Below are 23,050 nucleotides of genomic sequence, written 5' to 3'. Positions count from 1 at the left end.
GTCAGGCCCCCAGCCGCGCCAGCGCGCGCTCCAGCGCGGCGTCGCACAGCGCGCGGGTGGCGGCGTGTTCGACCCGGCCGATCACCTCGCGGCAGAACGCGCCGGTCAGCAGCGCCCGCGCCTGCGGTTCCGGCAGGCCGCGCGAACGCAGATAGAACAGCGCGGTGGGGTCGAGCTGGCCGACGGTAGCGCCGTGCGCGGCCTTCACCTCGTCCGCGTAGATTTGCAGTACCGGCTGGGTGTCGATCTCGGCATCGGCCGACAGCAGCAGGTTCTTGTTCGACAGCGCGGCCTCGGTGCCGTCGGCGCCGGGATGGATGGTGATGCCGCCGTGGAACACCGCGCGACCGCGCTGGCCGGCCAGGCCACGCCAGGTCAGGCCGCAGCGGGTGTCACGGGCGATGTGGTCGATGCCCAGGCGGGTGTCCACGTGGCGGCGCCCGTCGGCCAGCAGCACGCCGTCGGCATGCAGGCGGGCACCGTCGCCTTCCAGGCGCACGTTCAGTTCGTTGCGCGCCAGTGCCGCGCCCAGTTCCAGGTCGGTGCGCAGGTATCCGGCACAGCGCGCCAGCACCGCGTCGGTGCGCGCGAACAGGGTGGCGCGCGGGGCGGCGTCCTGCACCCGCACGTGCGCCAGGTGCGCCGTCTTCGCCACGTGCGCGTGCAGCAGCACGTTGCCCAGGTGCGCATGCTCGCCGGCCGCCAGTTCATGTTCCACCAGCTGCAGCGTCGCGCCGGCGCGCAGTTCGACGAAATGGCGCAGGTGCCAGGCGGCATCGCCGTCCTGTGGCGCGCCCACGGACACGATGTGCAGCGGTGGCTGCACGTCGACGCCGGCCTCCACCCGCACCACCGCGCCCTCGCGTGCCAGTGCGGCGTTGAGGCGGGCGAACGGTTCGTCGGTGCGGGTATAGCGGCGGGCGAGGAAGTTCACCGCGCGTGCGTCATTGCCCCGCAGCAGCTGCGACAGCGGCTGCACGTCCACGCCGGCAGGCAGCCCGGACAGGTCGCTCAGCGCAGCGTCGAAGTGGCCGTTGACGAACACCAGGCGCGGCGCCGGGATGTTCGCCAGGTGCGCGGGATCGACCGCCACCACATGTGCGGCACCGAAGCGGCGGCGCTCCAGCGCGCGCAGCGATGTGTACTTCCACGCTTCCGCGCGCTGCGGCAGGCCGTCGCGCAGCAGCGCGTCCAGCTGGGCGCGGCGGTCGGCATCGCCCTCGAAGCCGGCGGCCAGCGAGTCGAGCAGGGCGCTCATCAGGCCGCCTCCGGCCCGATGCGCTGGCGGATCCAGTCGTAGCCGTGGGCTTCCAGTTCCAGCGCCAGCTCGGGGCCGCCGGTCTCGACGATGCGGCCGTCGGCCAGCACGTGCACCACGTCCGGCCGGATGTAGTCGAGCAGACGCTGGTAATGGGTGATGACGATGAACGCGCGGTCGTTTGATCGCTGTGCGTTGACGCCGTCGGCCACCGCTTTCAGCGCGTCGATGTCGAGGCCGGAGTCGGTTTCGTCGAGGATGGCCAGCTTCGGCTCCAGCAGCGCCATCTGGAAGATCTCGTTGCGCTTCTTCTCGCCGCCGCTGAAGCCTTCGTTCACGCCGCGGTGCAGCAGCTCGTCCTTCAAATGCAGCACCGCGAGCTTCTCGCGCACCTTCTTCAGGAACTGCATCGAATCCAGCTCCGGCTCGCCGCGCGCCTTGCGTTGCGCGTTGAGCGCCGCACGCAGGAAGTAGGTGTTGTTCACCCCGGGGATTTCCACCGGGTACTGGAAGGCCAGGAACACGCCGGCGGCGGCGCGTTCCTCCGGTTCCAGCGCGAGCAGATCCCGGCCGTCGAAGGTGATGCTGCCGGCGGTGACCTCATAGCCCTCGCGCCCGGCCAGGATGTTGCCGAGCGTGGATTTGCCTGCGCCGTTCGGGCCCATGATGGCGTGCACCTCGCCGGGCTTCACCTCCAGCGAGAGGCCCTTGAGGATGTTCTTGCCGGCGACGCTGGCGTGGAGGTTGTCGATCTTAAGCATGAGTCTCTCCGGGGCCGGTTTCGTCGGCACCTTTCAGTTGTTCAAGGTCGGCCAGGTCCTGCATGCGGCCCACCGCTTGTTTGTTCTTGCGCAGGTCGTCCAGCCCGATCACGGCGACTTGCACGCCATCCAGCGGAACGACGACCCGGCGCGGATAGCAGGCGTCGAAGTCGATACCGTCGGCGAAGTTGATCAGCTCGATGGCATTCGGTTCCTTGCCCAGCACCAGCATCGAGCGTGGCTTGCAGAACGCCGCGGGCGGTACATGGATATCCGTGAACCCAAACGCGCGTAGGGCGGCGATCAGGCGCTCGGCGTTCGCCTCGGTGGCGCGGAACCAGATGTCCAGGTCCTTGGTGTAGCGGACGTGCCCGTGGACGCCCAGGGCGATCCCACCCACCAGCATGTATTCCACGTCATGGGCCTGGAGCGCGGCCAGGAAGTCCTTCCAGTCCCGGTCCAGCGCGCCGTCATCGCGGGAGGTCATGGTACAGCCTCCATTCGAGGGGCACAGGCGGGTTTCCGCCCTTGAACAGGGCATTGCCCTCGCGGTGCAACGTCAGCACGGCCTGCAGGCGTTCGCAGATGTTCTGCGCGCGCCAGTGGTCGGTTGCACCCGCACGCGGTGCGTCGGGATCCACGAAGCGCAGGTGGCGCTCGGGTGTCGCGCTCATCCCACCGCCCCTTCCAGCGACACGTCCAGCAGTTTCTTGGCTTCCACCGCGAACTCCATCGGCAGCTCGCGGAACACCGACTTGCAGAAGCCGTCCACGATCATCGAGACCGCGTCCTCCTCGCCGATGCCGCGGCTGCGGCAGTAGAACAGCTGGTCGTCGCTGATCTTGGAGGTGGTCGCTTCGTGCTCGACGGTTGCGGTGGGGTTCTTCACCTCGATATAGGGGAAGGTGTGCGCGCCGCAGGTCTTGCCGATCAGCAGCGAGTCGCACTGGGTGTGGTTGCGCGCGCCCTCGGCGGAGGCAGCCACCTTCACCAGCCCGCGGTAGGTGTTCTGGCCATGGCCGGCACTGATGCCCTTGCTGACGATCTTGCTCTTGGTGCGCTTGCCGAGGTGGATCATCTTGGTGCCGGTGTCGGCCTGCTGGCGGTGATGGGTGAGCGCCACGCTGTGGAACTCGCCCACGCTGTCATCGCCCAGCAGCACGCAGGACGGGTACTTCCAGGTGATCGCGCTGCCGGTTTCGACCTGGGTCCAGGTGACCTTGCTGCGCGCGCCGCGGCACTCGGCGCGCTTGGTGACGAAGTTGTAGATGCCGCCGACCCCGTTCTCGTCGCCCGGGTACCAGTTCTGCACCGTGCTGTACTTGATCTCGGCATCCTCCAGCGCGACCAGCTCGACCACCGCCGCGTGCAGCTGGTTCTCGTCGCGCATCGGCGCGGTGCAGCCTTCCAGGTAGGAGACATAGCTACCGGCCTCGGCGATGATCAGCGTGCGCTCGAACTGGCCGGTGTGGCCGGCATTGATGCGGAAGTAGGTGGACAGCTCCATCGGGCAGCGCACGCCCTTGGGGATGAACACGAAGCTGCCGTCCGAGAACACCGCCGAGTTGAGCGCGGCGAAGTAGTTGTCGCCCACCGGCACCACCGTGCCGAGGTACTGGCGCACCAGCTCGGGGTGTTCGCGGATGGCCTCGCTCATCGAGCAGAAGATGATCCCGCGCTCGGCCAGCTCCTTGCGGAAGGTGGTCCCCACGCTGACCGAATCGAACACCGCGTCCACCGCCACGCCGGCCAGCCTGGCGCGCTCGTGCAGCGGCACGCCCAGCTTGTCGTAGGTGTCCAGCAGCTCCTGCGGGACTTCGTCCAGCGACTTGTATTTGGGCCCCTTGGGCGCGCTGTAGTAGGACAGCGCCTGCAGATCGATCGGGCCGATCTGCAGCTTGGCCCAGTCGGGCTGGCGCATGGTCAGGAAGTGGCGGTAGGCGGCCAGCCGCCACTGCGTCATCCACTCCGGCTCGTCCTTCTTCGCGGACAGGGCGCGGATGATGTCTTCGTTCAGGCCCGGAGGCAGCGAGTCGGATTCGATCTCGGTGACGAAGCCGGCTTCGTACTTGCGCCCGAGCTGGGCATGGATCTGGGCGTTTTGGGGTGCGTTCATCGGGAAATCCTTCAGGCCTGCGCGAGGCGGGCGTCGATGCGGGCGCGTGCCGGTGGCCGCGGCGGCTGCAGCATCTGCGCCAGGGTCACGCTGCCCAGCGCCTCGGCGACCACGTCGTTGATCCGCCGCCAGTTGGCGCGCACGCCGCAGCTGTGCTCGATTCCGCACTGGCCTGCGTGGATGCTGCACTCGGTCATCGCCAGCGGGCCTTCCATCGCCTCCACGATCTCGACCAGGCTGATGGCCGCTGCCGGACGCGCCAGCCGGTAGCCGCCATTGGCGCCGCGGAAGCCTTCCACCAGCCCGGCCGCGGCCAGCGGCTTGAGCACCTTGGCCACCGTGGGCGCCTCCAGCCCGGCCTGTTCGGCCAGTTCGGACGCGCTGAGCACGGCGTCCGGGCGCGCGGCGAGCACGGTCAGGACGACGGTGGCGTAGTCGGTGAGCTTGGTGACGCGAAGCATGGCGCAGGCAGCGGCACGGGGATTAATGCGTACCGGAATTGTACGATTTCAGGCTGCGCCGGCCAAGTGCGCGGCTCACGCCATCCCGGCGCCGCGCCAGGCCTCCGCCAGCAGGCAGAGGCAGGCGGCAGCCGGGTTGACCTGCTGCCGCGGCGGGCATCAGCGCAGGCGTTGGTTGATCCAGCCGGCCACCGCATCGGTATAGGCCGAGGGCAGGCCGAGTTGATCGTTGATTTCGGCGTGCGTCAGGGCTTCCGGCTGGACCTGCATGGCGACTCCGAGGCTGCGCCCGCGCGCGGCGAACTTGCGCGCCTCCTCGCAGGGCGAGGTCGGGAACTTGCGCGTGCTGGAGCAGACCAGCAGCATCGGCAGGGCATCGCGCTGCACCTGCTGCTGCGGCGAGACCGCCGCCCAGAACGCAGGATCACTGCCGAACGCGTCGTGGTAGAGCTTTGGCACCCGCCGCTGCTGCATCAGCGCCGGCACGTCCAGCGCGCCGCTGTCCAGCGATACCACGCCCAGCGGGCGCTGCGCCCCGGCCTGCCGCAGCAGTGACGGATCGCTGCCGAGCAGCGCCACCAGATGGGCGCCGGCGGAATGGCCCATCAGCACCGTCTTGCCCGGATCCGCCCGCCACTGGCGCGCATGCTGCTGCACCGAGGCCACCGCCGCGGCCACGTCGCGCGCCTGCATGAGCGGATCGGCGTCCGGCACCAGCCGGTTGTTGACCGACACGAACACGCCGCCGCGCGCCAGCCACCACGCCGCCTTGTGGTTCACCACCCGCGCCAGGTTTTTGTCGCCGGTGCGCCAGCCGCCGCCATGCACCATCACCAGGATGGGCGCGCCGGGCGCCACCTGCGCCGGCAGGTACACGTCGTAGCGCTGCTTGGGGTCGGGACCGTAGGCGATGTCGCGCTCGACCCGGGACCCGGGCGGCGGCGTGGCCGGGGTGGCGCGGCCTTCGCCCGCCTCGTTGCCAGCGCGTTGTTCCATGCGCTGCAGCAGGCGTTCGCGCAGGCGCTGCTGGGCGGGGGCGGGATGGCAGGCGATCGCCAGCGCCAGGCCGGCGGTGAGGGAAACGAGGGCGACGCGGGGAATGCGCATGGCGGCTTTGCTTGGAAAGGGACACGGGTCTGGCAACGCACGTCCATCGCTGCGGTTGACGGGCGGCGGATGACAGCTGTCAACGCCGTTGGCTGATGCCCGTGGCTGGGCGCGCCGGTGCCGCCGCGGAGAATGCGCGGCGTCCATTCCGGACACGGGAGATCGTCATGCAGACCCAGACTACGTCACAGCCCCAGACCCGGACGACCGAACCGCTGTTCTCTGCGCTGGCCGCGCCGCTGCAGGCCAAGGTGGGCGAACTGATGGAGCGCGCGGTGGCGGCCGCGCCGGGCGCGGAGCGTTCGCGCCTGCTGCGCTGGCTGCTGGTCGCGGCCGCGCTGTTCCTGCTGTGGCGGGTGGGGCGCGGCATGCGCAAGCTGTTCTGGAGCCTGTTCGGGATCGGCATGGCGCTGTGGTGGAGCGGTGTGGCCTGGTGGCTGCACCGCTGATCGCGTGCGCGCCGGGCCTGCGGCCCGCCGGTATTCAGCCGGACGGCAGGCTGCGGCAGCCCAGCGCGCCCAAGACGCCGTGTAGCGTGGGAAGCTGCATCAACCAGGGTGCGGTCAGGGTGAGCAGCCCGGCGAGGATCACCAGCGCGCCGGCGATCCGACGGGCTCCGCTCCGCTGCAGGCGCTGACCGACGCGGGCACCTGCCCAGGTCAAGGGCAGCATGATGGGAAGCGTGCCCAGTCCGAAAGCGGCCATGGTCAGCATTCCATGCCAGGCGCTGGCGCTCAGCCAGGCGGCGCTGAGCAGAGTGGTGGACAGGCCGCACGGCATCCAGCCCCAGAGCAGCCCGAGCAAGATCCGCTTGCCGGCGGTGTCGGCTGGCACCAGACGGCGCTGCAGCGGCTGCAGCGCGCGCCACACGCGGCTGGACGGGCCGCCGCGCAGGCGCGGCAGCCGACCGCGCAGATCCAGCATGCGCAGTCCTGCCACGATCAGCACCAGCCCTACCAGTGCCCGCATGGCCGGGCCCAGCCATGGTAGGCGGACGATGCCAAGCAGGGTGCCGCCCAGACCGCCGACCAGCGCGCCGGCGAGCATGTAGCCGGCCACCCGTCCCAGGTTTGCTTGCAGTGCCCCCGGCCAGCCGCGCGCATGCAGCGAGAAGCCGGTGGCGATGCCGCCGCACATCGCCACGCAGTGCGCGCCGCCGAGCAGTCCCGCCAGCAGCGCCGAGCCCAGTACCAGAAGGTCAAGCGGCATCGTCGTGGCCCGGCGGGGCGTCGCTGTCGGGACGATGAGGGCGCCCGCGGTGGTCAGGCGGGGCGGGCGGCTCCTCGCGCAGGATGTCCAGCGCAGGGGTGTCCAGATCTTCGAACTGACCGTTGCGCACGGCCCACACGAACACCAGCACGGCGATGCCGAGCAGGATCAGGCTGATCGGGATGAGGAACAGCAGGATGGTCATGGGGCGGGCCTGCGGGTCAGGCGCAGGGCATTGAGCGTGACGAGCAGCGAGGATAGCGCCATTCCCAGCGCGGCCAGCCAAGGCGTCACATGGCCGCTGGCGGCCAACGGCAGTGCCAACAGGTTATAGCCGATCGCCCACGCCAGATTCTGACGGATGATGCGGCGGGTGCGGCGTGCCAGGGCGATGGCCTGCGGAACTGCGCACAGCGAGCGCGCCGACAGCACCAGGTCTGCGCTGCGCTGCGCCAGCGCGGCGCCCTCGCCGATCGCGAGCGAGACATCCGCGCCTGCCAGCACCGGCGCGTCGTTCAGGCCATCGCCCACCATCGCCACGACCCGGCCCGTCTGCTGCAGCGCGCGAACCCGCGCCAGCTTGGCTTCCGGCGATTGCCTGGCGTAGGCCTCGGTGATGCCGAGCGTGGCGGCCAGACGCGCGACTGCGTCGGCCGCATCGCCGCTGGCCAGGTGCAGCCTCAGGCCTTGCGCGCGCAGGTGCTCGAGCGCGCGCGGCGCGTCCTCGCGCAGACCTTCGGCCACGCGCAGGCGCGCGCGCTGGCCGTGTTCGCTCGCAAGCCAGATGGCGCCGTCGTCGGCATCGCCGGTGGCGAACGGAGCGCTGCCGATGCGCCAGCGCACCCCAGCGATGCGTCCTTCCACGCCTTGCCCGGGAATCACCCGGACCGACTCGACGACGGGCGCATCGGGTACGTCGGCGAATGCCGCCGCCAGCGGATGCCGGCTGTCGCGCTCCAACGCAGCCGCGATGCGCAGCGCGGCTGCGGGCGTCAGCCCCGCGCAGCCATCGATGCCGAGCCGGCGCGGCTTGCCATCGCCCAGCGTGCCGGTCTTGTCGAAGACCACATCGGTAACCCGCGCCAGGCGGTCCAGCGCCTCCGGCCGTACCGCCAGCACCCCGATCCGCGCCAGCGCTCCGTGCACAGCGGCCAGCGCCGCCGGCACCGCCAGCGACAGCGCGCAGGGACAGCTGATCACCAGCAGGGCCAGCGTCACTTCGAAGGCGCGCTCCGGATCGTGCGCGCGCCACCACAGATATACCGCGCCGGCGACCAGCGCGAGGGTGGCCACAAAACCGGTGGCGATGCGTTCGGTGGCGCGTGCGAGCGCGGGACGATGTGCCTGCGCGGCTTCCACCAGCCGGGTCAGCTCGGCCAGGCGGGTGTCGGCGCCGACCCGGGTGAGCCGGATGCGCGCGGGTTGCTCGCGGCAGGCGGTGCCCGCATAGACCGGATCACCGGCGTGGCGCTCGACCGGCGTGGCCTCGCCGGTGAGCAGGGATTCCTCGAAGTGGGCGTGTTCCTGCAACAGCACGCCGTCCGCCGGCACTGGCTCGCCGGCCGCCACGCAGACGACATCCCCCACCGCCAGCGCTTCCAGCGGCACCGACTCGCGACGCCCGCTGGCGTCTTCGCGGGTGACGAATGCGGGACGCGCCCGCGCCAGCGCATCCACCTGCGCCGAGGCGATGCCGCGCGCGCGCTGTTCCAACTGGCGCGCGACCAGCAGCAGAAAGACGAACATCACTGCCGCGTCGTACCAGACGTGCATGCCGCCGCGGAAGGTCTCGAAGGTGCTGGCGGCCCACGCCAGCAGGGTCGAGCCGGCGACCAGGGTATCCATGCCCAGCCGGCGGCCGCGCAGTTCGTGCCAGGCGCCGGCCAGGAACGGCCAGCCGGCCCAGAACACCACCGGGGTGGACACCAGGAAGGTGATCCAGCGAAAGAAGTCGCGGGTGGCCTGCGGCATCTGCCCCTGGGTATCCAGATACAGCGCTTCGGCGAACATCATCGCCTGCATCGCGCCCAGGCCGGCCAGCCCGATCCGCAAAAGATCGCGATTGCGCGCAGCGCGGCGGGCGCGTTCGCGTGCCTCCCCAGTCGCCAGATAAGGCCGGTAGCCCAGCGCCACCAGGCGTTTCAGCAGGCTCGACAGGACGGTACGCGTGGGATCCCAGACGATGCGAATGCGTCCGGTGACGGCATTGGCGCAAGTTTCCAGCACGCCGTCCTCGCGCGCGAGCGCATGGTCGATCAGCCAGGCGCAGGCCGCGCAGCGCATGCCATCGGTGAGGATGGTGATCTCGCGTCCGCCGGCGACCGCGCGCGCATGCGTGGCGAGCAGCTCCTCGCGATCCCAGATCGCCAGGTCGCCGCTCTCGGTGTCCACGCGCCCGCCCGGCGCGCTGCGCAGGCGATAGTAGTCGTCGAGATCGGCCTCGCGGATCCAGCGCGCAGCCGCGGCACAGCCGTCGCAGCAGAACGCCTGCTCCTCGCCATCGAGCTTGGCGCGCACCGGCGGCTGTGGCAGGGAGTCGCCGCAATGGGCGCAGACGGAGGGCGACGCCTGGGGCGAATCAGGGCGCGTCATCGTGCAGCGCAGGCCCAAGGCGGGTGGCCTGCTGATGTCGGGGCAGGCGGCCTTGCAGCCGCCATGTGGGTGCGCTGGCAGGCTCCAGCCGCAGCAGCCAGTCGTGGTCCTGGGACGGCGAGGCGTTCGCACGCCAGCCGGTCTCATGCGGTGCCAGGGTCAGCGTCAGATCTTCATCGGCGCGGGTCGGGTGTTGCAGGTGCAGACGCAGCGGCGCGGCATGATCGAAATCGCCAGACACAGGCAGCACCTCGACGATGCCGTGCGCTGGATCCACCCGCGCGATCGCGCTCAGCCCTTGGCGGGCGGCGCGCGCATCGGGGTCGAGATCGGACTGCTGAATCTGCCCGGTGCGCTGCACGGGGTCAGGCGCCACGTCCATCGGGCCGTCGGCGGCGGCCAAGTGATAGGTGACCACGCCGGCGATCACGACCAGGGTGATCAGGCTCACCATCAGCCAGACCACGGGCTGACGCCAGGGAGAGGAGGGCGATTGCATGATTCGTATCCGCCACCGGGCTCAGAGAGGGCCGAAGAAGGCGCTTTCCACTTGCGCGCGCGCGCTGCCGTCGTCGGCCTGGATGAGGAGGGCGATCGGATGCCGTCCGCGCACGCCAGAGGCTGGCGCCTCCACTTCGATCGCCTGCGCCACCACCGCGCCGGCCGGCACGCGCAGTTCCAGCGGCTGGCCCACCAGGCGCAAATGCAGCGCCGGGTCTGCTTGGAGCTGGATGCGGTAGGTCTTGGGTGCGTCGGTCTTGTTGACCAGCTTGAGCGTGTAGTCATTGCGGACGACATCGCCTACCTGCAGGTACAAGGCGTTGCGGTCGCGCAGCACCTCCGCGATCAGCGGGCTGCGATGCAGCACGCCCCAGGCCCAGCCCACCATCAGCGCGGATAGGATCAGGCCGTAGATCAGCACGCGCGGGCGCAGCACGCGGGTCGGCTTGCCGTCGATCGCGTTCTGGGTGGAGTAGCGGATCAGGCCGCGCGGATAGCCGAGCTTGTCCATCACTTCGTTGCAGGCATCGATGCAGGCGCCGCAGGCGATGCACTCGTACTGCAGACCATTGCGGATGTCGATGCCGGTCGGGCAGACCTGCACGCAAATGGTGCAGTCGATGCAGTCGCCCAGCTGTTCCGGAGCAAACTTCGGCAGCGGCTCGACCTCGCCCAGTTCGCCATCCCAGGTGATGGTGCCCTTGGCGTGCGCGGCCTGGGTGGCAGCGGAAGGATGCTTGCTGGCGCGAAACACATAGTCGAAGGCGGTACGCGCATCCAGCAGGCCGCGACCGCGCTCCAGCACGCTGGCGATGCCGCGCCTGCGCGGGCCGCGCGGTTCGCCGCGCATGGCGTCGTAGGCGATGATCAGGGTGTTACGGTCGAACATCGCGCTTTGGAAGCGCGCGTAGGGGCACATGTACTTGCAGACCTGTTCACGCAGGAAGCCGGCATTGCCCCAGGTGGCCAGCGCGTAGAAGAACACCCAAAAGGTCTCCCAGCCGCCCCAGCCCCATCCCGGCGTGCCGATAAACGGCGTGCGTGCGGCCAGATCGCGGATCGGGGTGAAGAAGCCGACGAAGGTGAAGCCGGTCCACAGCGCAAACAGCAGCCAGACGGTGTGCTTGGCGCCCTTGCGCAGAAGCTTCTCACGCGTCCACGGGCCGGCATCCAGCTTCATCCGCTTGGGGCGGTCGCCTTCGATCGCGCGCTCCATCCACAAAAACACTTCGGTCCACACCGTCTGCGGGCAGGCGTAGCCGCACCATAGACGGCCGGCCAGCGCGGTGAAGAAAAACAGGGCGAGCGCGGCGATCATCAGCAGCATCGCCAGGAAGATGAAGTCCTGCGGCCAGAACGTCAGCCCGAACACGTAGAACTTGCGCGCCGGAAGATCGAACAGCACCGCCTGGCGGCCGTCCCAGCTGAGCCATGGGAATACATAGAACATCCCCAGCAGCCAGAACACGGCCGCCGTGCGCAGCCGTTGCAGCGTGCCGGAGACGTCGCGCGGATAGACCTTGCGCTCGCTGACGTAGGCGCTCGTGCCGCCGTCCAGCACTTCGAGGGGGATTTGCTTTTTGCTCATGGGTCAGTTGCGCGTCAGCGGGCGATTGAATCGGCTGGCCGGACGCAACAGGATCCATGTGAACAGGCTAGAAGAGGCAGTGGCCAGCCAAAAACCGAAGAATCCGAGCGTATACCCCAGCCCGCGCGTGATGGGCAGCTGCGGAAAGGTCGCGTCGCGCAGCGCCAGCGGATCGACGAAGGCAAAGAACACCATCGTCGCCACGCCCGCGGCAAAGAAGCTGGGCCAGAGGATGGCGCCCACCCGCTGCGCCAGCGGACGCGGCGGGTGGTCGAACGAGGGGCTGGTGAAGTCGGTCATGGCGGAATCAGGGCGTGCTGCGCTGCGCCGCGCTGGCGGGATGCGACAACGACCACACATACGCGGCCACCAGTCGGGAGCGGGTGTCGCCTAGCACTTTACCCCATGCGGGCATCACGCCGTGGCGGCCGTTGCCGATGGTCTCACGCAGGGCGTCGCGGCTGTCCCCATACAGCCAGTAGCTGTCGGTGAGATCCGGCGCCCCCAGGCTCTGGTTGCCTTTGCCCTGCGGGCCGTGGCAGGCCACGCACACGCCTTCGAACAGCGCCTTGCCGCGTGCGGCGGCGTAGTCGGACGGGTTGCCGCCCTGCGGATCGCCGAGCTGACGCACGTAGGCGATCACATAGTCCACCGCATCCGGGCCGCCCATGCCCTCGAGTACCTTGCCCCAGGGGGGCATCACGGCCTCGCGGCCATTCAGCACCGTCTCCAGGATCTGCTCCGGGCTGCCGCCCCAGTGCCAGATGTCGTCGGTGAGATTGGGATAGCCCACCGCGCCCTTACCTGCCGAACCGTGGCAAGTCGCGCAGTTGTTGCCGAAGATCGATTTGCCGAGCTTGAGCGCCTGCGGGTCGCGCGCCAGGACATCGATTGGCCGGCCCTTGTATGGAGCGAAGGTGCGCTCCAACCGCGCATTGGCGGCGGCGGCATCTTTTTGCACCTCGGATTGCGAGGTCCACTTGCCGATCCCGGGGAAGTTGCCCAGGCCCGGATACCAGATCAGATAGCCGATGGCGAACAGGATGGTCAGGTAGAACAGATTGATCCACCACTTCGGCAGCGGCTTGTTGTACTCGGTCAGGTCGCCGTCCCAGACGTGGCTGGTCTGCTCCGGCGCCGGATCTCCGGGCCGCCGGCGCGCGGTCCACCACAGCAGCCAGGCGCAGCCGAGGATATTCAGGGCGACCAGGGCGATGACATACCAGGACCATCCCGTGCTCATCGAATGTTCTCCTCATCGGGCTCGAGCGGCAGTTTCGCCGCCGCATCGAAATCGGGTTGACGACGCGGGTTCCAGGCCCAGACCCAGCCGGCCAGGAACAGCAGCATCAAGACGGCGGTGATGATTCCCTGCAGCATTACGGTGTCCTCGGTGCGTGTTTGCCCAGGCCTTGCAGATAGGCCACCACGGCGTCCATTTCGGTCTTGCCGGCCACCGCTGCCGGAGCGGCGGCGATTTCGGCCTCGGTATAGGGGTCGCCCAGTCGCTTGAGCGCGCGCATGTGCGCCTGCACGGCGGCGCCATCGACCTTGTTCTGGTTCAGCCATGGGAAGCTGGGCATGTTCGATTCCGGCACCACGTCGCGCGGATTGTTCAGATGCACGCGATGCCAGTCATCCGAATAGCGGCCGCCGACGCGGGCCAGATCCGGGCCGGTGCGCTTGCTGCCCCACTGGAACGGACGGTCGTACACCGACTCGCCGGCCAGCGAGTAATGGCCGTAGCGTTCGGTTTCGAAGCGCAACGTGCGCACCATCTGCGAGTGGCAGTTGTAGCAGCCTTCGCGTACGTAAACGTCGCGTCCGGCCAACTCCAGCGCCGGGTAGGGTTTGACCCCAGGCAGCGGTTTGATCGCCTCGGCCTGGAACATCAGCGGCACGATCTCGGCCAGGCCGCCGAAGGAGACCGCAAGCGCGATCGCCACCGCCAGCAGGCCGACGTTTTTTTCAAGTTTCTCGTGCGGATTGTGTGCTTGCTCGCTCATGGGGATCCTCAGACGCGGGCTTCAGAGACGTCGGGTGCCAGCAGCGGCTGCTCGGCCGGCTTCTCGGCGGTGCGGTAGGTTTGCCACACGTTCCAGGCCATGATCAGCATGCCGGTGAGTACCAACACGCCGCCGAACAGTCGGCCCAGGTAATAAGGATAGGTGGCGTTGAGCGACTCCACGAAGGTGTAGGTCAAGGTGCCGTCAGGATTGGTCGCGCGCCACATCAGGCCCTGCATGACCCCGGCGATCCACATCGAGGCGATGTAGAACACCACGCCCAGGGTGTGGATCCAGAAATGGGTGTCGATCAGCCGGGTCGAGTACATCTCCTGGCGTCCCAACAGGCGTGGAAGCAGGGCATAGATCGAGCCGATCGAGATCATCGCCACCCAGCCCAGCGCGCCGGAGTGCACATGCCCGACGGTCCAGTCGGTGTAGTGCGAGAGCGAGTTGACCGTCTTGATCGACATCATCGGTCCCTCGAACGTGCTCATCATGTAGAAGCTGAGCGAGACGATGAGGAACTTCAGGATCGGGTCGGTGCGCAGTTTGTGCCACACCCCGGACAAGGTCATGATGCCGTTGATCGCGCCGCCCCAGCTGGGGGCCAGCAGGATCAGCGAGAACACCATGCCGAGCGACTGCGCCCAGTCCGGCAGCGCGGTGTACTGAAGGTGGTGCGGGCCGGCCCACATGTACACCGCGATCAGCGCCCAGAAGTGCACGATCGACAGGCGGTAGGAATAGATCGGCCGCTGCGCCTGCTTCGGCACGAAGTAGTACATCATCCCGAGGAAGCCGGCGGTCAGGAAGAAACCCACCGCGTTGTGGCCATACCACCACTGCACCATCGCATCGACCGCGCCGGAATACACCGGGTACGACTTCATCGCGCCGGCCGGGATGGCGATGTTGTTGACGATGTGCAGCAGCGCCACCGCGATGATGTAGGCGCCGTAGAACCAGTTGGCCACGTAGATGTGCTTGACCCGGCGCTTGGCAATCGTGCCGAAGAACAGCACCGCGTAGGCCACCCACACGATGGTGATCAGGATGTCGATTGGCCATTCCAACTCGGCGTATTCCTTGCCCTGGGTATAGCCCAGCGGCAGCGAGATGGCCGCGGCCACGATCACCGCCTGCCAGCCCCAGAACACGAATGCGGCCAGGCGGTCGGAAATCAGCCGCACGTGGCAGGTGCGCTGCACCACGTGCAGGCTGGTGGCGAACAGCGCGCTGCCGCCGAAGGCGAAAATCACCGCGTTGGTGTGCAGCGGACGCAGGCGGCCGTAGCTGAGCCAGGGAATGCCCTCGAACAGATGCGGCCAGTACAGCTGGGTGGCGATGATGACGCCGACCAGCATGCCCACGATGCCCCAGAGCACCGTGGCCAAAGCGAACTGGCGCACCACTTTGTCGTTGTAGGTGGCAGAAATGGCGTGCATGTGGGTCTCCAGGTAATGCAGGGGAATGCTAGAGAAACGGTTGCATTTGAAACTTGATCTGGATCAAAACAGCCCCGTTGCCGCGCAACTTGCGGGATAATCGATTCCTGATCGCCCCCCCCACACACAAGGCGTAGCGCATGAGTCAACCGATTCCGCTCGATCTGGCCAGGCTGCGCCGCACCTGCTCCGAATGCTCCCTGCGCGCCCTATGCCTGCCGGCGGGGGTGGATGCGGATGACCTGCGGCGTCTGGAATCGGTGGTGCAGCGGCGCAAACCGTATCCGCGGGGCAGCGTGCTGTTCCGGGTCGGCGACCCGCTTGGGTCGGTGTATGTCGCCAGCGAAGGTAGCTACAAGACCGTCGTCGTCAATCCGGCCGGCGAGGAGCACGTGCTGGGCTTCCATCTGCCAGGCGAGTTGTTCGGGCTGGACGCGGTGGGGAGCGGCCGCCATCGCTGCGAGGCGGTGGCGTTGAGTGACGCCTACGTATGCGAGCTGCCGTTTGCCCATCTGGCCGAGATCGCCAGCCGGCTACCCAGCCTGCAGCATCAGCTGTTGCGCATCATCGGGCAGAGTGCCGACCTCGATCATGATCATGTAGACGTGCTGTCCAGGCGTCAGGCGGGCGAGCGCATTGCGCTGTTCTTGCTGTCGATCAGCGAGCGTCTGCGCCGGATCGGCCGTCCGGCCGATGAGTTCCAGCTGCCGATGAGCCGCGACGAGATCGCGCGTTATCTGGGGCTGGCGCTGGAAACCGTGAGCCGCGGTTTCACCCGGCTGCAGGATGACGGAATGATCGAGGTGCGCGGACGGCGGATCGTGATTCTCGACCGCCATGCGCTGCAGGCGATGGCCGATGGCTGTCTGGGCGGAGACTTGCCGCCACAGCGGCGGCAAAACCAGCCGGGATGAGTTCAATCCCCCAGGGTCTTGCGCACTGCGGCCACGAACTCGGGGTCGGGCCGGCTGCCGATCTTCTCGGTGCGCGCGACGATGCGTCCTTCGGCATCCACCAGAATCAGCGCGCTGCTGTGGTTGAAGCCGCCGTCGGCCAGTTGCCGGTAGCGGATGCCCAGCACACCGGCCACCGCGCGCACGTCCTCCAGGCGCGGCGAGGCCAGCGTCCAGCGCGTGGCGTCCAGCTTGCGCTGGTCGATGACCTTGCGTAGCGCGGCTGGATCGTCACGCGCCGGATCCATGCTGATCAGCACGACGCCCAGGTGTTTGCGCTGGGTAGGCGTGAGCTCGCGTTCCACCGCCTTGCCCGATTCCACGATCAACGGGCAGATGTACTGGCACGACGTGTAGAACATCGCGACGAGGCGCGGCTTGCCGCGCAGCGCCCGCCAGTCGCGGGTCTGGCCCTGGCTGTCGGTCAGCGGCAGCGGCAGCTGGTAGATCGAGTCGCCCGGCAGGGCGGGGGCCGGCTGGGCGGCACCGGCGATCGCGGCGAAACCGAGCAGGGCGGTCGCGGCGATGCCGCGCAGCAGTCGTTTGATCGAAGCCTGTTTCATGGCGCGCTCCTCGCGCAGCGGAATCCCAGGTTGGCGGTGGTGTCGCGGCCCTCGAGCGAGGATAGCATGGCCACGCGCATCAGCACCGCGTAGTTCGCGCGGTCGTCCATCGACAGCGCGCCGGCGCCGCAGAACTTGCCCTTGTCGGGATCGCCCTGGGTGCGGTTGTCGCCGTCCACCATCAGCGAGGACGCGTCCTCGGTCCACTCCCAGACCAGCCCGTGCAGGTCCTGCACGCCGTAGACGTTCGGCGCCTGCAGGCCGACCCGCGGCAGCGCGTCCTTGGACGAGCGCGCGTACCAGCTCAGGATGCGCTCGCGCCAGGCCGGGTCGCGGCGGGCGTCGCGGCGGGTTTCATCGGCCGCCGCGGCGTATTCCCACTCGTTCCAAGTCGGCAACCGCGCGCCCAGCGACTTGCAGTAGGCCTCGGCCGCGAACCAGCTCACCCACACCACCGGGCGATCGGGCAGGGCCTCTGGGCCGAGCGTGGTAGGCCCGGCCCAGTGCGAGAGGTAGCGCGATTCCGCGAACGTCGTGGCGATGCGGTCGCGCCGCCACTGCGGATGCCGCTGCACGAAGGCCAGGAACTGGGCATTCGTCACCGGGGTGCGCATCAGTGCGAAGGTAGGCACCACCACGCCCTGCCTGGCGTCCTCGTAGCCGAGCACCGACTTGAAGCGTCCGCCCGGGATCCCGGCATAGCGTCCGGCCAGCGACGCGGCCGCCAGCCCGGCCAGCGGCAGCGCGACCAGCAGCAGGATGGCCAGGGCCTTGCGCATCGCCTCAGTGCCCCGCGGCGGCACCGGCCGGCTTGGCGGCGCGCGCCTTCGCCGCGTCCTCGCGGCTGATCTGGCCGCCCGGATTGCCCCAGCTGTTGAGGACATAGGTGGCGATGTTGGCGACTTCGTCATCGGTGAGCTGGCTCATCGGCGGCATCACCGAGTTGTAGTCCTTGCCGTTCACTGTGACCTTGCCGGTCAGTCCATGCAGGATGATCTCAGGCACGCGGTTAGGATTGGACTTGATGAAATCGGAACCGGCCAGCGGCGGGAACACGCCCTCCAGCCCCTTGCCGTCAGGCTGATGGCAGGTGGAGCAGGTGCCGGCGAACAGCACCTTACCGGCGGCGATCTGCTCCTCGCGGGTCAGCTTGCCAGCCTTGGCCGAGGCGGCTGCCAGCGCAACCGGTGTGCGGTCGGTGCCGGCGGTCTGGTCGCCCAGGTACACCGCATCCACCTCCTTGCCGGAATAGATGTCCTTGCGATCGGGGCCTTCCGCTTTGAGGATCGCCAGCGCACCCTTGTTGAAGGCGCGGAAGATGCTGTGGTCGACCAGCACGTAGCTGCCGGGCACTTCCATGTGGAAGTCCATCATCGCCGCACCGCCGGCCGGGATCAGCGTGGTCTGCACGTTCTCCTGGAAGCGGGTGCCACCTTCGAACCAGACCTTGTCGAAGATCTCACCGATCACATGGAAGCTGGACACCAGGTTCGGACCACCATTCCCCACAAACAGGCGCACTTTCTCGCCGGTCTTGGCGGTGAGCGCCTTGTCGCCGGTCAGCGCGCCTTCCATGCCGTTGAACAGCACGTAGGTCGGGTGCTCGTCGATGGCCTTCTCCATGTCGAAGCCCTGGTGACCCTTCTCGCGGTACTTGCCAGTGGTGTAGAAGTCGCCCTGCATCACGTAGTACTCGCGGTCCACCTTGGGCAGCCCTTCTGGCGGTTCGACCAGGATCAGGCCGTACATGCCGTTGGCGATGTGCATGCCCACCGGCGCAGTGGCACAGTGGTAAACGTACAGGCCGGCGTTGAGCGCCTTGAAGGTGAAACGGCTTTCGTGCCCAGGCGCGGTGAAGCTGGAGGCCGCGCCGCCGCCGGGTCCAGTGACGCCGTGCAGGTCGATGTTGTGGGGCATCTTGCTGTCCGGCATGTTGCGCAGGTGGAACTCCACGGTGTCGCCCTGGCGCACGCGGATGAAGCTTCCCGGCACCGTGCCGCCGAAGGTCCAGAACGTGTAGGTCACGCCCTCCGAGATCGGCATTTCCTTCTCGATCACGTCCAGCTCGACGATGACCTTGGCCGGATAGTTCCGGTTGACCGCCGGCGGCACATTGGGTGGTGAGGTCAGGATGGCCTTGATGGGCGTGCCCTGCGGAGGTCCAAAATCTCCTTTTGCCGATCCTCCTGTATCCGGTTGGGTTGCGGCACCCACCGCCGCGGCGGAGCGCGGCGTTGCCGACAGCCAAGCGGAAAGCCCGAAGGCAGTCGCGATGGCCAGTGTCAGGGCGGCATATCGGATCGCAGGTTTCATATGGATGTCTCCAGGGGTGTGTGGATGCTGCTTTCACGGCAAGCATCCGTTTCCATTCGGTGGTGATTCCTTGATTCAAATCAATCAAAGCCGAACATTGCGCACGGCAGTGATCTGGTTTGACTTGGGTCAACGTGCGCGCCGGGAGGGTCGTCAAACTTGTGCGCCATCGGTTCAATCTGTGAGGTTCGAGATGGCAATCCCTGTACGTCCATATGTGTGCCTGGCGCCGGTCGTTGTGCTCGCACTGTCTGCAATCTCAGGCTCACTGCGCGCCGCTGATACGCAGAAGGCGGTTTTCGAGTGGGACCTGCGCCTGCGCCACGAGGCCGTGGACGACGCCGGTTTCGCCCGCCGTGCCGATGCCACCACCGCGCGCCTGCGCGCCGGCCTGCGGCTGGCGCCCGCGCCCGGGTGGTCGATGCTGCTGGAAGGCGAGGGCGTGGCCGGAACCGGGAGCTACAACAGCGGCGCCAACGGCAAGACGGCGTATCCGACCGTGCTCGATCCGACCAGCGCCGAGCTCAACCAGGCCTGGGTGGCCTGGACGCACGAGCGCGGCAGCGTCACGGTCGGCCGCCAGCGCATCGCGCTGGACAACCAGCGCTGGGTCGGCAATGTCGGGTGGCGGCAGAACGAGCAGACCTTCGATGCCGTCGAGCTGCGCTGGCAGCCCACTACCGCGCTGGCCGTGCGCTACGACTGGCTGGACAAGGTGCACCGCGTCGCCAGCGATCGCGCGCTGGCCCCACTGGCGCGCGCGCGCGATCTCGACACTCATCTGCTGAATGTTGCCTGGAAGCGGGGCGGCCAGCAGTGGGTCGGCTATGCCTATCTGCACGACGATCGCGACGTCGCCAGCGCGTCCACCGCCACCTATGGCCTGCGCTGGACCGGCAGCGCCGTGCGCGACGGGCGCGGATTCGGTTGGGCCGCGGAAATCGCGCGCCAGCAGGACTATGCGCACAACCCAGCCCGTTTCCACCATGCGTACTGGCTGCTGGAGCCGAGCTGGACGCAGGGTGGCATCACCGCGCGCGCGGGCTGGGAGCACCTGGGTGGCGACGGCGCCACCGCCGTGCAGACGCCGCTGGCGACCCTACACGCCTTCAATGGCTGGGACGACCAGTTCCTGGTGACGCCGGCAAAAGGGCTTGAGGATCGCTATCTCACCGCAAGCGGAAAAGCGGGGTACGGCCAGCTGGAGGGCAAGCTGGTCTGGACTTTGGCATGGCACGACTATCGCGCTGACACAGGACGCTTGCGCTATGGGCAGGAGTTGAATGCCTCGCTCGGGTTCCCGCTTCCAGGTGGGTTGACGGGGTTGGTGAAACTGGCTGACTACCGTGCCGATGGATTCGCGCGCGACAACCGCAAGCTGTGGTTGCAGGTCGAATGGCGCGGGAAGCACCCCTTGCAGCCGTGATCCGGCTCGATCTGCGGAGCCTGCCGCCGCCGGCGCCTTTCCAGCAGGCGTTGGCGGCGGTTGATGGCCTGGCGCCTGGGCAGTGGCTGGAAGTATTGACGCCGCTGTTTCCTGTGCCGCTATTAGAGACGCTGCAGCAGCGCGGATTGCGCTGGAGCAGTCAGCCTTGCCAGGATCATGGGTTCGCAGTCGTGATCATGCGGCCATAGCGTGAAGGTGCGTGGCATGGCGAAGCTTGCCATTTCACAAGCGCCCGCGCCAGCGGTTCCGCGCCGATTCCTGTACGCGGCGTTGCTATGGGGAGTGTTGGCAGGCCTGCTGCTGACCGGAGCCGGTGACGATGCGTTGGGATCGCGTTGGAGCGGGCCGGTGCTGGCATTGGTACATGCCGTTGCATTGGGCGTCTTGGGCAACGCCATGTTCGGCAGTCTGTTGCAGTTCGTGCCAGTTGTGGTCGCGGCGCAGGTACGTGGCGGCCGGCTTGCGGCTTTTCTCCTGCATGTGCTGCTGAATCTGGGAAGTGCGCTGTTGGTGGTCTCGCTGCGTTGGCCGGGAGCGTTGGCGCCAGTTTGGGGGGGCTTGGTTCTCGCGATGGCATTTGCCCTGTTGCTGGCGATGCTGCTTGCGGGTGTGCTGGTCGCGTCCGGGTCGTCAATGCTGCGATGGGGGATCGCGAGCGCTCTCATCGGGGGCGCCGTAACCGCCTGCCTGGGAGTGTGGCAGGCGATGGCGATGTCTGGATGGGTCACACTGCCATCGATGAGGGTGGTAGACGTGCATGCTGGCTGGGGGCTGACCGGATGGGTGATCTCGCTGTTGGCAGCGGTCGCGCGCGTGGTCATGCCGATGTTTCACGGTACCGGCAAAGTGTCCGGCCGTTTCCAGGCCAGTTGGCATGCTGCGGTATATCTCGTGCTTCTGACCAGCTTGATTGCAGTGCTGAGAGGGGCGCCGATTTGGGGGTTGCGCGAGAGCGCCCTGGTCCTGGTAGCGATAGCGGCGCTGTCGGGTTTGTGCTTGCAGTATCGGGCTTCCACGCGGCGCAAGACTCCTTTGGTGATGTTCTGGAGGGTTGGGCTCGTTGCGGTGTTTGTCGCAGCCATCGTCCTGCTCGCGGCGCCAGGCGATGCCGGGATACGCTGGGCGGGCGCTCTGGGACTGATCATCGGCCTGCCTGCGCTGGTCATCGGCATGCTGCTCGAAATTGCAGCGTTTCTGGGTTGGATCGAAGTCCACCGCCTCTGTGGGCGCGGTATGCAGGTGCCTGGTGTGCACCTGTTGCTGCCGGAGTACGACAAAGGTGTGGTGTTGGTACTGTATCTCCTGGCAGCAGCGTTGATGGTGATCGTGCCGGTGCATCCCGGAGTCGCCCCCGTCGCGGGGTTGCTGCTGTCGGTGGCCTATTGGGCCTGCTTTCTGGCGCTGCTCGGTATCGGTCAGCGGATCAGGCGCTTCATCTCAATGTCAAAAGTCGGATGCAGAGAGATCGAGACGAACAATGAGTGAGAAACTTCCGCTGGTGTATTCTTGTTCTGGCTGTTCAAGCGCCGCACAGATGGCCAATCATCTTGCGCTGCGACTCGATCGCGCGCATGAAGCCGAAATGTCCTGCATTGCGGGGGTCGGGGGTGGGGTGGTCGGCCTGGTACGCATGGCTCGCAGCGGACGCCCGGTTCTGGCACTGGATGGGTGTGTGCTGCATTGCGTGAAGGCATGCTTGGATCGTGCCGGCGTGGCGGCAGATGCCCACCTCGTGCTTTCCAGGTATGGTGTCAAGAAGCGCAAGCATGCGGATTTCGATCCGCAAGAGGCAACTGCCATCTATGAGCAGCATGTGCTTCCGGTGGCGCGCTCATTGAGCAGGCGGGTGACTCCGTGAGCAGTCATCCAGCTCTGCTGCCCCCGCTGCGCCTCGCCATCGACGGTCTGGACGATGGGTTGCTGTTGCTATTGGCGGCGCGTACCCATCTGGCACGCGCAGCAGGCGCATTGAAAGCGGGCTCTGGAGTGCAAGGGCGAGATGCCAAGCGGGAAGCAGAAGTGCTGATGCGCGGGCAAGGGCTGGCATATCGGCTTGGAATGTCGCCGCAGACGGCGCATCGCATTCTTCGGTTGGCCATCGAGGAGGGCTGCCGTGCCCAAGGACTGGACTCTGATCTGGATCAAAGCACGGTAGTCGGCGGCACCGGCATCATCCCAGCTCACGTGTCGAACGATGTTTCTAGCCCGATGCATGGACTTCCCGTTCCCCTGTTGAAGCTGGTGCCGCCACCGCAGCGGCTTGCACCATTGGCGCGTCTGATCCCCAGCGTGGTGCAGGCGCGCTTGCTCGAGCAAATGATGGCCAGGGTGCTGGCTATGCCGATTGCGAATGGCGATCTCGATTTCATGGCCGATCGTCGAATCGGTATCGAGGTCAGCGATCTCGAGCTGCGCTGGGTCGTGACCCTGCGGGAGAGGCACTTGATCGTGGTGCGCGAGCCGGCAGAAGCGACAGTACGTGGAAGCGTCACCGATCTCATGCTGCTGGCAGGTCGGCTGGAGGATGCCGATACCCTGTTCTTCCAGCGACGGTTGGTGCTGACCGGCGATGTCGAGCTTGGATTGACGGCTCGCAATCTTCTTGACCGGTTACCGTGGGAGACCATTCCGCTTGGGTTTCGCATCATGCTCAATCGTGGCGGGCGGTTTCTGCGCGGTGCGCGAGAGGCTTATCACGGATGCGGTTGATGCGCGTGTAAGGGAAAT

At 67.6% G+C, this 23,050-nt stretch carries 27 protein-coding genes; 7 read left to right on the top strand and 20 right to left on the bottom strand.

The genetic code is table 11. From position 1 onward, the window contains the following. Window position 1: 1 nt before the first annotated feature. The 7 genes from sufD to ML342_RS07060 all read right to left on the bottom strand — a co-directional run bounded on the left by sufD (window position 2) and on the right by ML342_RS07060 (window position 5,703). A complete protein-coding gene (gene sufD / locus ML342_RS07090; protein WP_240126347.1) occupies window positions 2–1,258 on the bottom strand; it encodes a Fe-S cluster assembly protein SufD in 1,257 nt (418 codons plus the stop codon). Continuing rightward, complete coding sequence (gene sufC, locus ML342_RS07085) at window positions 1,258–2,019, bottom strand: Fe-S cluster assembly ATPase SufC (protein WP_240126346.1); 762 nt, start codon at window positions 2,017–2,019, stop codon at window positions 1,258–1,260. Before sufC ends, sufD begins: the two co-directional genes overlap by 1 nt. Further along, on the bottom strand, window positions 2,012–2,506 hold the full coding sequence (locus ML342_RS07080) for a hypothetical protein (RefSeq protein ID WP_240126345.1): 495 nt from the start codon (window positions 2,504–2,506) through the stop codon (window positions 2,012–2,014). Before ML342_RS07080 ends, sufC begins: the two co-directional genes overlap by 8 nt. After that, complete coding sequence (locus ML342_RS07075) at window positions 2,490–2,693, bottom strand: hypothetical protein (protein ID WP_240126344.1); 204 nt, start codon at window positions 2,691–2,693, stop codon at window positions 2,490–2,492. Before ML342_RS07075 ends, ML342_RS07080 begins: the two co-directional genes overlap by 17 nt. Beyond that, the gene (gene sufB, locus ML342_RS07070) at window positions 2,690–4,135 is read right to left on the bottom strand and encodes a Fe-S cluster assembly protein SufB (RefSeq protein WP_240126343.1); all 1,446 of its coding nucleotides are present in this window, start codon (window positions 4,133–4,135) and stop codon (window positions 2,690–2,692) included. The genes ML342_RS07075 and sufB overlap by 4 nt, the downstream gene beginning before the upstream one ends. An 11-nt stretch (window positions 4,136–4,146) precedes the next feature. Next, on the bottom strand, window positions 4,147–4,596 hold the full coding sequence (locus tag ML342_RS07065) for an SUF system Fe-S cluster assembly regulator (protein ID WP_240126342.1): 450 nt from the start codon (window positions 4,594–4,596) through the stop codon (window positions 4,147–4,149). A 159-nt stretch (window positions 4,597–4,755) separates the two neighbouring features. After that, window positions 4,756–5,703, bottom strand: a complete 948-nt coding sequence (locus ML342_RS07060; RefSeq protein ID WP_240126341.1) for an alpha/beta hydrolase — start codon at window positions 5,701–5,703, stop codon at window positions 4,756–4,758. A gap of 167 nt (window positions 5,704–5,870) precedes the next feature. Here ML342_RS07060 and ML342_RS07055 point away from each other — a divergent pair, with 167 nt between their 5' ends. Further along, on the top strand, window positions 5,871–6,152 hold the full coding sequence (locus tag ML342_RS07055) for a hypothetical protein (protein ID WP_240126340.1): 282 nt from the start codon (window positions 5,871–5,873) through the stop codon (window positions 6,150–6,152). A gap of 34 nt (window positions 6,153–6,186) precedes the next feature. Here the strand turns inward: ML342_RS07055 and ML342_RS07050 are convergent, their stop codons facing one another. From ML342_RS07050 to ccoN, 10 genes are read right to left on the bottom strand one after another with little or no spacing between them, the layout of a single operon-like run. Next, a complete protein-coding gene (locus ML342_RS07050; RefSeq protein ID WP_240126339.1) occupies window positions 6,187–6,912 on the bottom strand; it encodes a sulfite exporter TauE/SafE family protein in 726 nt (241 codons plus the stop codon). After that, the gene (gene ccoS / locus ML342_RS07045; RefSeq protein WP_240126338.1) at window positions 6,902–7,117 is read right to left on the bottom strand and encodes a cbb3-type cytochrome oxidase assembly protein CcoS; all 216 of its coding nucleotides are present in this window, start codon (window positions 7,115–7,117) and stop codon (window positions 6,902–6,904) included. The genes ML342_RS07050 and ccoS overlap by 11 nt, the downstream gene beginning before the upstream one ends. Continuing rightward, window positions 7,114–9,504 carry a heavy metal translocating P-type ATPase gene (locus tag ML342_RS07040; protein ID WP_275672418.1) on the bottom strand — a complete coding sequence of 797 codons (2,391 nt, stop codon included), beginning with the start codon at window positions 9,502–9,504 and terminating at the stop codon, window positions 7,114–7,116. Before ML342_RS07040 ends, ccoS begins: the two co-directional genes overlap by 4 nt. Further along, complete coding sequence (locus ML342_RS07035; protein WP_240126336.1) at window positions 9,491–10,003, bottom strand: FixH family protein; 513 nt, start codon at window positions 10,001–10,003, stop codon at window positions 9,491–9,493. Before ML342_RS07035 ends, ML342_RS07040 begins: the two co-directional genes overlap by 14 nt. Window positions 10,004–10,024: 21 nt before the next feature. Continuing rightward, window positions 10,025–11,593 (bottom strand): 4Fe-4S dicluster domain-containing protein, encoded by a 1,569-nt coding sequence (locus ML342_RS07030; protein WP_240126335.1) that lies wholly within the window; start codon window positions 11,591–11,593, stop codon window positions 10,025–10,027. A 3-nt stretch (window positions 11,594–11,596) separates the two neighbouring features. Next, a complete protein-coding gene (locus ML342_RS07025) occupies window positions 11,597–11,893 on the bottom strand; it encodes a hypothetical protein (RefSeq protein ID WP_240126334.1) in 297 nt (98 codons plus the stop codon). A 7-nt stretch (window positions 11,894–11,900) separates the two neighbouring features. Further along, entirely contained in the window at window positions 11,901–12,836 is a 936-nt protein-coding gene (ccoP, locus tag ML342_RS07020) for a cytochrome-c oxidase, cbb3-type subunit III (RefSeq protein WP_240126333.1), read from the bottom strand. Further along, window positions 12,833–12,973 (bottom strand): cbb3-type cytochrome oxidase subunit 3, encoded by a 141-nt coding sequence (locus ML342_RS07015; RefSeq protein ID WP_240126332.1) that lies wholly within the window; start codon window positions 12,971–12,973, stop codon window positions 12,833–12,835. The genes ccoP and ML342_RS07015 overlap by 4 nt, the downstream gene beginning before the upstream one ends. Then, entirely contained in the window at window positions 12,973–13,599 is a 627-nt protein-coding gene (ccoO, locus tag ML342_RS07010) for a cytochrome-c oxidase, cbb3-type subunit II (protein WP_240126331.1), read from the bottom strand. The genes ML342_RS07015 and ccoO overlap by 1 nt, the downstream gene beginning before the upstream one ends. An 8-nt stretch (window positions 13,600–13,607) precedes the next feature. Further along, window positions 13,608–15,047, bottom strand: coding sequence for a cytochrome-c oxidase, cbb3-type subunit I (gene ccoN, locus ML342_RS07005; RefSeq protein ID WP_345778712.1), 1,440 nt, complete (start codon window positions 15,045–15,047; stop codon window positions 13,608–13,610). A gap of 140 nt (window positions 15,048–15,187) precedes the next feature. Here ccoN and ML342_RS07000 point away from each other — a divergent pair, with 140 nt between their 5' ends. After that, complete coding sequence (locus ML342_RS07000; RefSeq protein WP_240126330.1) at window positions 15,188–15,961, top strand: helix-turn-helix domain-containing protein; 774 nt, start codon at window positions 15,188–15,190, stop codon at window positions 15,959–15,961. 2 nt (window positions 15,962–15,963) lie between these two features. Here ML342_RS07000 and ML342_RS06995 read toward each other — a convergent pair whose 3' ends face one another. From ML342_RS06995 to nirK, 3 genes are read right to left on the bottom strand one after another with little or no spacing between them, the layout of a single operon-like run. Then, window positions 15,964–16,563, bottom strand: coding sequence for an SCO family protein (locus tag ML342_RS06995; protein ID WP_240126329.1), 600 nt, complete (start codon window positions 16,561–16,563; stop codon window positions 15,964–15,966). Beyond that, entirely contained in the window at window positions 16,560–17,342 is a 783-nt protein-coding gene (locus ML342_RS06990; RefSeq protein ID WP_240126328.1) for a formylglycine-generating enzyme family protein, read from the bottom strand. The genes ML342_RS06995 and ML342_RS06990 overlap by 4 nt, the downstream gene beginning before the upstream one ends. Window positions 17,343–17,346: 4 nt before the next feature. Then, window positions 17,347–18,876, bottom strand: a complete 1,530-nt coding sequence (gene nirK / locus ML342_RS06985) for a copper-containing nitrite reductase (protein ID WP_240126327.1) — start codon at window positions 18,874–18,876, stop codon at window positions 17,347–17,349. A 193-nt stretch (window positions 18,877–19,069) separates the two neighbouring features. Between nirK and ML342_RS06980 the strand changes: the two genes are divergently transcribed. From ML342_RS06980 to ubiT, 5 genes are read left to right on the top strand one after another with little or no spacing between them, the layout of a single operon-like run. Next, window positions 19,070–20,302, top strand: a complete 1,233-nt coding sequence (locus tag ML342_RS06980; protein ID WP_240126326.1) for an alginate export family protein — start codon at window positions 19,070–19,072, stop codon at window positions 20,300–20,302. After that, the gene (locus tag ML342_RS06975; protein ID WP_240126325.1) at window positions 20,272–20,511 is read left to right on the top strand and encodes a DUF2249 domain-containing protein; all 240 of its coding nucleotides are present in this window, start codon (window positions 20,272–20,274) and stop codon (window positions 20,509–20,511) included. The genes ML342_RS06980 and ML342_RS06975 overlap by 31 nt, the downstream gene beginning before the upstream one ends. 16 nt (window positions 20,512–20,527) lie before the next feature. Beyond that, the gene (locus tag ML342_RS06970; protein ID WP_240126324.1) at window positions 20,528–21,808 is read left to right on the top strand and encodes a hypothetical protein; all 1,281 of its coding nucleotides are present in this window, start codon (window positions 20,528–20,530) and stop codon (window positions 21,806–21,808) included. Next, window positions 21,801–22,181, top strand: coding sequence for a putative zinc-binding protein (locus tag ML342_RS06965; protein ID WP_240126323.1), 381 nt, complete (start codon window positions 21,801–21,803; stop codon window positions 22,179–22,181). Before ML342_RS06970 ends, ML342_RS06965 begins: the two co-directional genes overlap by 8 nt. Further along, entirely contained in the window at window positions 22,178–23,032 is an 855-nt protein-coding gene (ubiT, locus tag ML342_RS06960) for a ubiquinone anaerobic biosynthesis accessory factor UbiT (RefSeq protein WP_240126322.1), read from the top strand. The genes ML342_RS06965 and ubiT overlap by 4 nt, the downstream gene beginning before the upstream one ends. The last annotated feature ends 18 nt before the right edge of the window (window positions 23,033–23,050 follow it).

Source organism: Thermomonas alba, assembly GCF_022419205.1.
In the GTDB taxonomy this organism is placed as follows: domain Bacteria; phylum Pseudomonadota; class Gammaproteobacteria; order Xanthomonadales; family Xanthomonadaceae; genus Thermomonas; species Thermomonas alba.
The sequence above is the reverse complement of the archived record's forward strand: the minus strand, read 5'-3'. Positions and strand labels throughout refer to the sequence as shown.

What these genes read in the sequence shown, in the direction of transcription:
- ML342_RS07080 (WP_240126345.1), bottom strand. Translation starts at nt 2,506, where the DNA reads ATGACCTCCCGCGATGACGGCGCGCTGGACCGGGACTGGAAGGACTTC.
- ML342_RS06990 (WP_240126328.1), bottom strand. Translation starts at nt 17,342, where the DNA reads ATGCGCAAGGCCCTGGCCATCCTGCTGCTGGTCGCGCTGCCGCTGGCC.
- ML342_RS07040 (WP_275672418.1), bottom strand. Translation starts at nt 9,504, where the DNA reads ATGACGCGCCCTGATTCGCCCCAGGCGTCGCCCTCCGTCTGCGCCCAT.
- ML342_RS07030 (WP_240126335.1), bottom strand. Translation starts at nt 11,593, where the DNA reads ATGAGCAAAAAGCAAATCCCCCTCGAAGTGCTGGACGGCGGCACGAGC.
- ccoS (WP_240126338.1), bottom strand. Translation starts at nt 7,117, where the DNA reads ATGACCATCCTGCTGTTCCTCATCCCGATCAGCCTGATCCTGCTCGGC.
- ML342_RS07060 (WP_240126341.1), bottom strand. Translation starts at nt 5,703, where the DNA reads ATGCGCATTCCCCGCGTCGCCCTCGTTTCCCTCACCGCCGGCCTGGCG.
- ML342_RS07050 (WP_240126339.1), bottom strand. Translation starts at nt 6,912, where the DNA reads ATGCCGCTTGACCTTCTGGTACTGGGCTCGGCGCTGCTGGCGGGACTG.
- ML342_RS07000 (WP_240126330.1), top strand. Translation starts at nt 15,188, where the DNA reads ATGAGTCAACCGATTCCGCTCGATCTGGCCAGGCTGCGCCGCACCTGC.
- sufB (WP_240126343.1), bottom strand. Translation starts at nt 4,135, where the DNA reads ATGAACGCACCCCAAAACGCCCAGATCCATGCCCAGCTCGGGCGCAAG.
- nirK (WP_240126327.1), bottom strand. Translation starts at nt 18,876, where the DNA reads ATGAAACCTGCGATCCGATATGCCGCCCTGACACTGGCCATCGCGACT.
- ML342_RS06965 (WP_240126323.1), top strand. Translation starts at nt 21,801, where the DNA reads ATGAGTGAGAAACTTCCGCTGGTGTATTCTTGTTCTGGCTGTTCAAGC.
- ML342_RS06975 (WP_240126325.1), top strand. Translation starts at nt 20,272, where the DNA reads ATGGCGCGGGAAGCACCCCTTGCAGCCGTGATCCGGCTCGATCTGCGG.
- ccoN (WP_345778712.1), bottom strand. Translation starts at nt 15,047, where the DNA reads ATGCACGCCATTTCTGCCACCTACAACGACAAAGTGGTGCGCCAGTTC.
- ML342_RS07035 (WP_240126336.1), bottom strand. Translation starts at nt 10,003, where the DNA reads ATGCAATCGCCCTCCTCTCCCTGGCGTCAGCCCGTGGTCTGGCTGATG.
- ML342_RS06970 (WP_240126324.1), top strand. Translation starts at nt 20,528, where the DNA reads ATGGCGAAGCTTGCCATTTCACAAGCGCCCGCGCCAGCGGTTCCGCGC.
- ML342_RS06980 (WP_240126326.1), top strand. Translation starts at nt 19,070, where the DNA reads ATGGCAATCCCTGTACGTCCATATGTGTGCCTGGCGCCGGTCGTTGTG.
- ccoO (WP_240126331.1), bottom strand. Translation starts at nt 13,599, where the DNA reads ATGAGCGAGCAAGCACACAATCCGCACGAGAAACTTGAAAAAAACGTC.
- ML342_RS07065 (WP_240126342.1), bottom strand. Translation starts at nt 4,596, where the DNA reads ATGCTTCGCGTCACCAAGCTCACCGACTACGCCACCGTCGTCCTGACC.
- ML342_RS07055 (WP_240126340.1), top strand. Translation starts at nt 5,871, where the DNA reads ATGCAGACCCAGACTACGTCACAGCCCCAGACCCGGACGACCGAACCG.
- sufC (WP_240126346.1), bottom strand. Translation starts at nt 2,019, where the DNA reads ATGCTTAAGATCGACAACCTCCACGCCAGCGTCGCCGGCAAGAACATC.
- ccoP (WP_240126333.1), bottom strand. Translation starts at nt 12,836, where the DNA reads ATGAGCACGGGATGGTCCTGGTATGTCATCGCCCTGGTCGCCCTGAAT.
- ML342_RS07025 (WP_240126334.1), bottom strand. Translation starts at nt 11,893, where the DNA reads ATGACCGACTTCACCAGCCCCTCGTTCGACCACCCGCCGCGTCCGCTG.
- ML342_RS07075 (WP_240126344.1), bottom strand. Translation starts at nt 2,693, where the DNA reads ATGAGCGCGACACCCGAGCGCCACCTGCGCTTCGTGGATCCCGACGCA.
- ML342_RS07015 (WP_240126332.1), bottom strand. Translation starts at nt 12,973, where the DNA reads ATGCTGCAGGGAATCATCACCGCCGTCTTGATGCTGCTGTTCCTGGCC.
- ML342_RS06995 (WP_240126329.1), bottom strand. Translation starts at nt 16,563, where the DNA reads ATGAAACAGGCTTCGATCAAACGACTGCTGCGCGGCATCGCCGCGACC.
- sufD (WP_240126347.1), bottom strand. Translation starts at nt 1,258, where the DNA reads ATGAGCGCCCTGCTCGACTCGCTGGCCGCCGGCTTCGAGGGCGATGCC.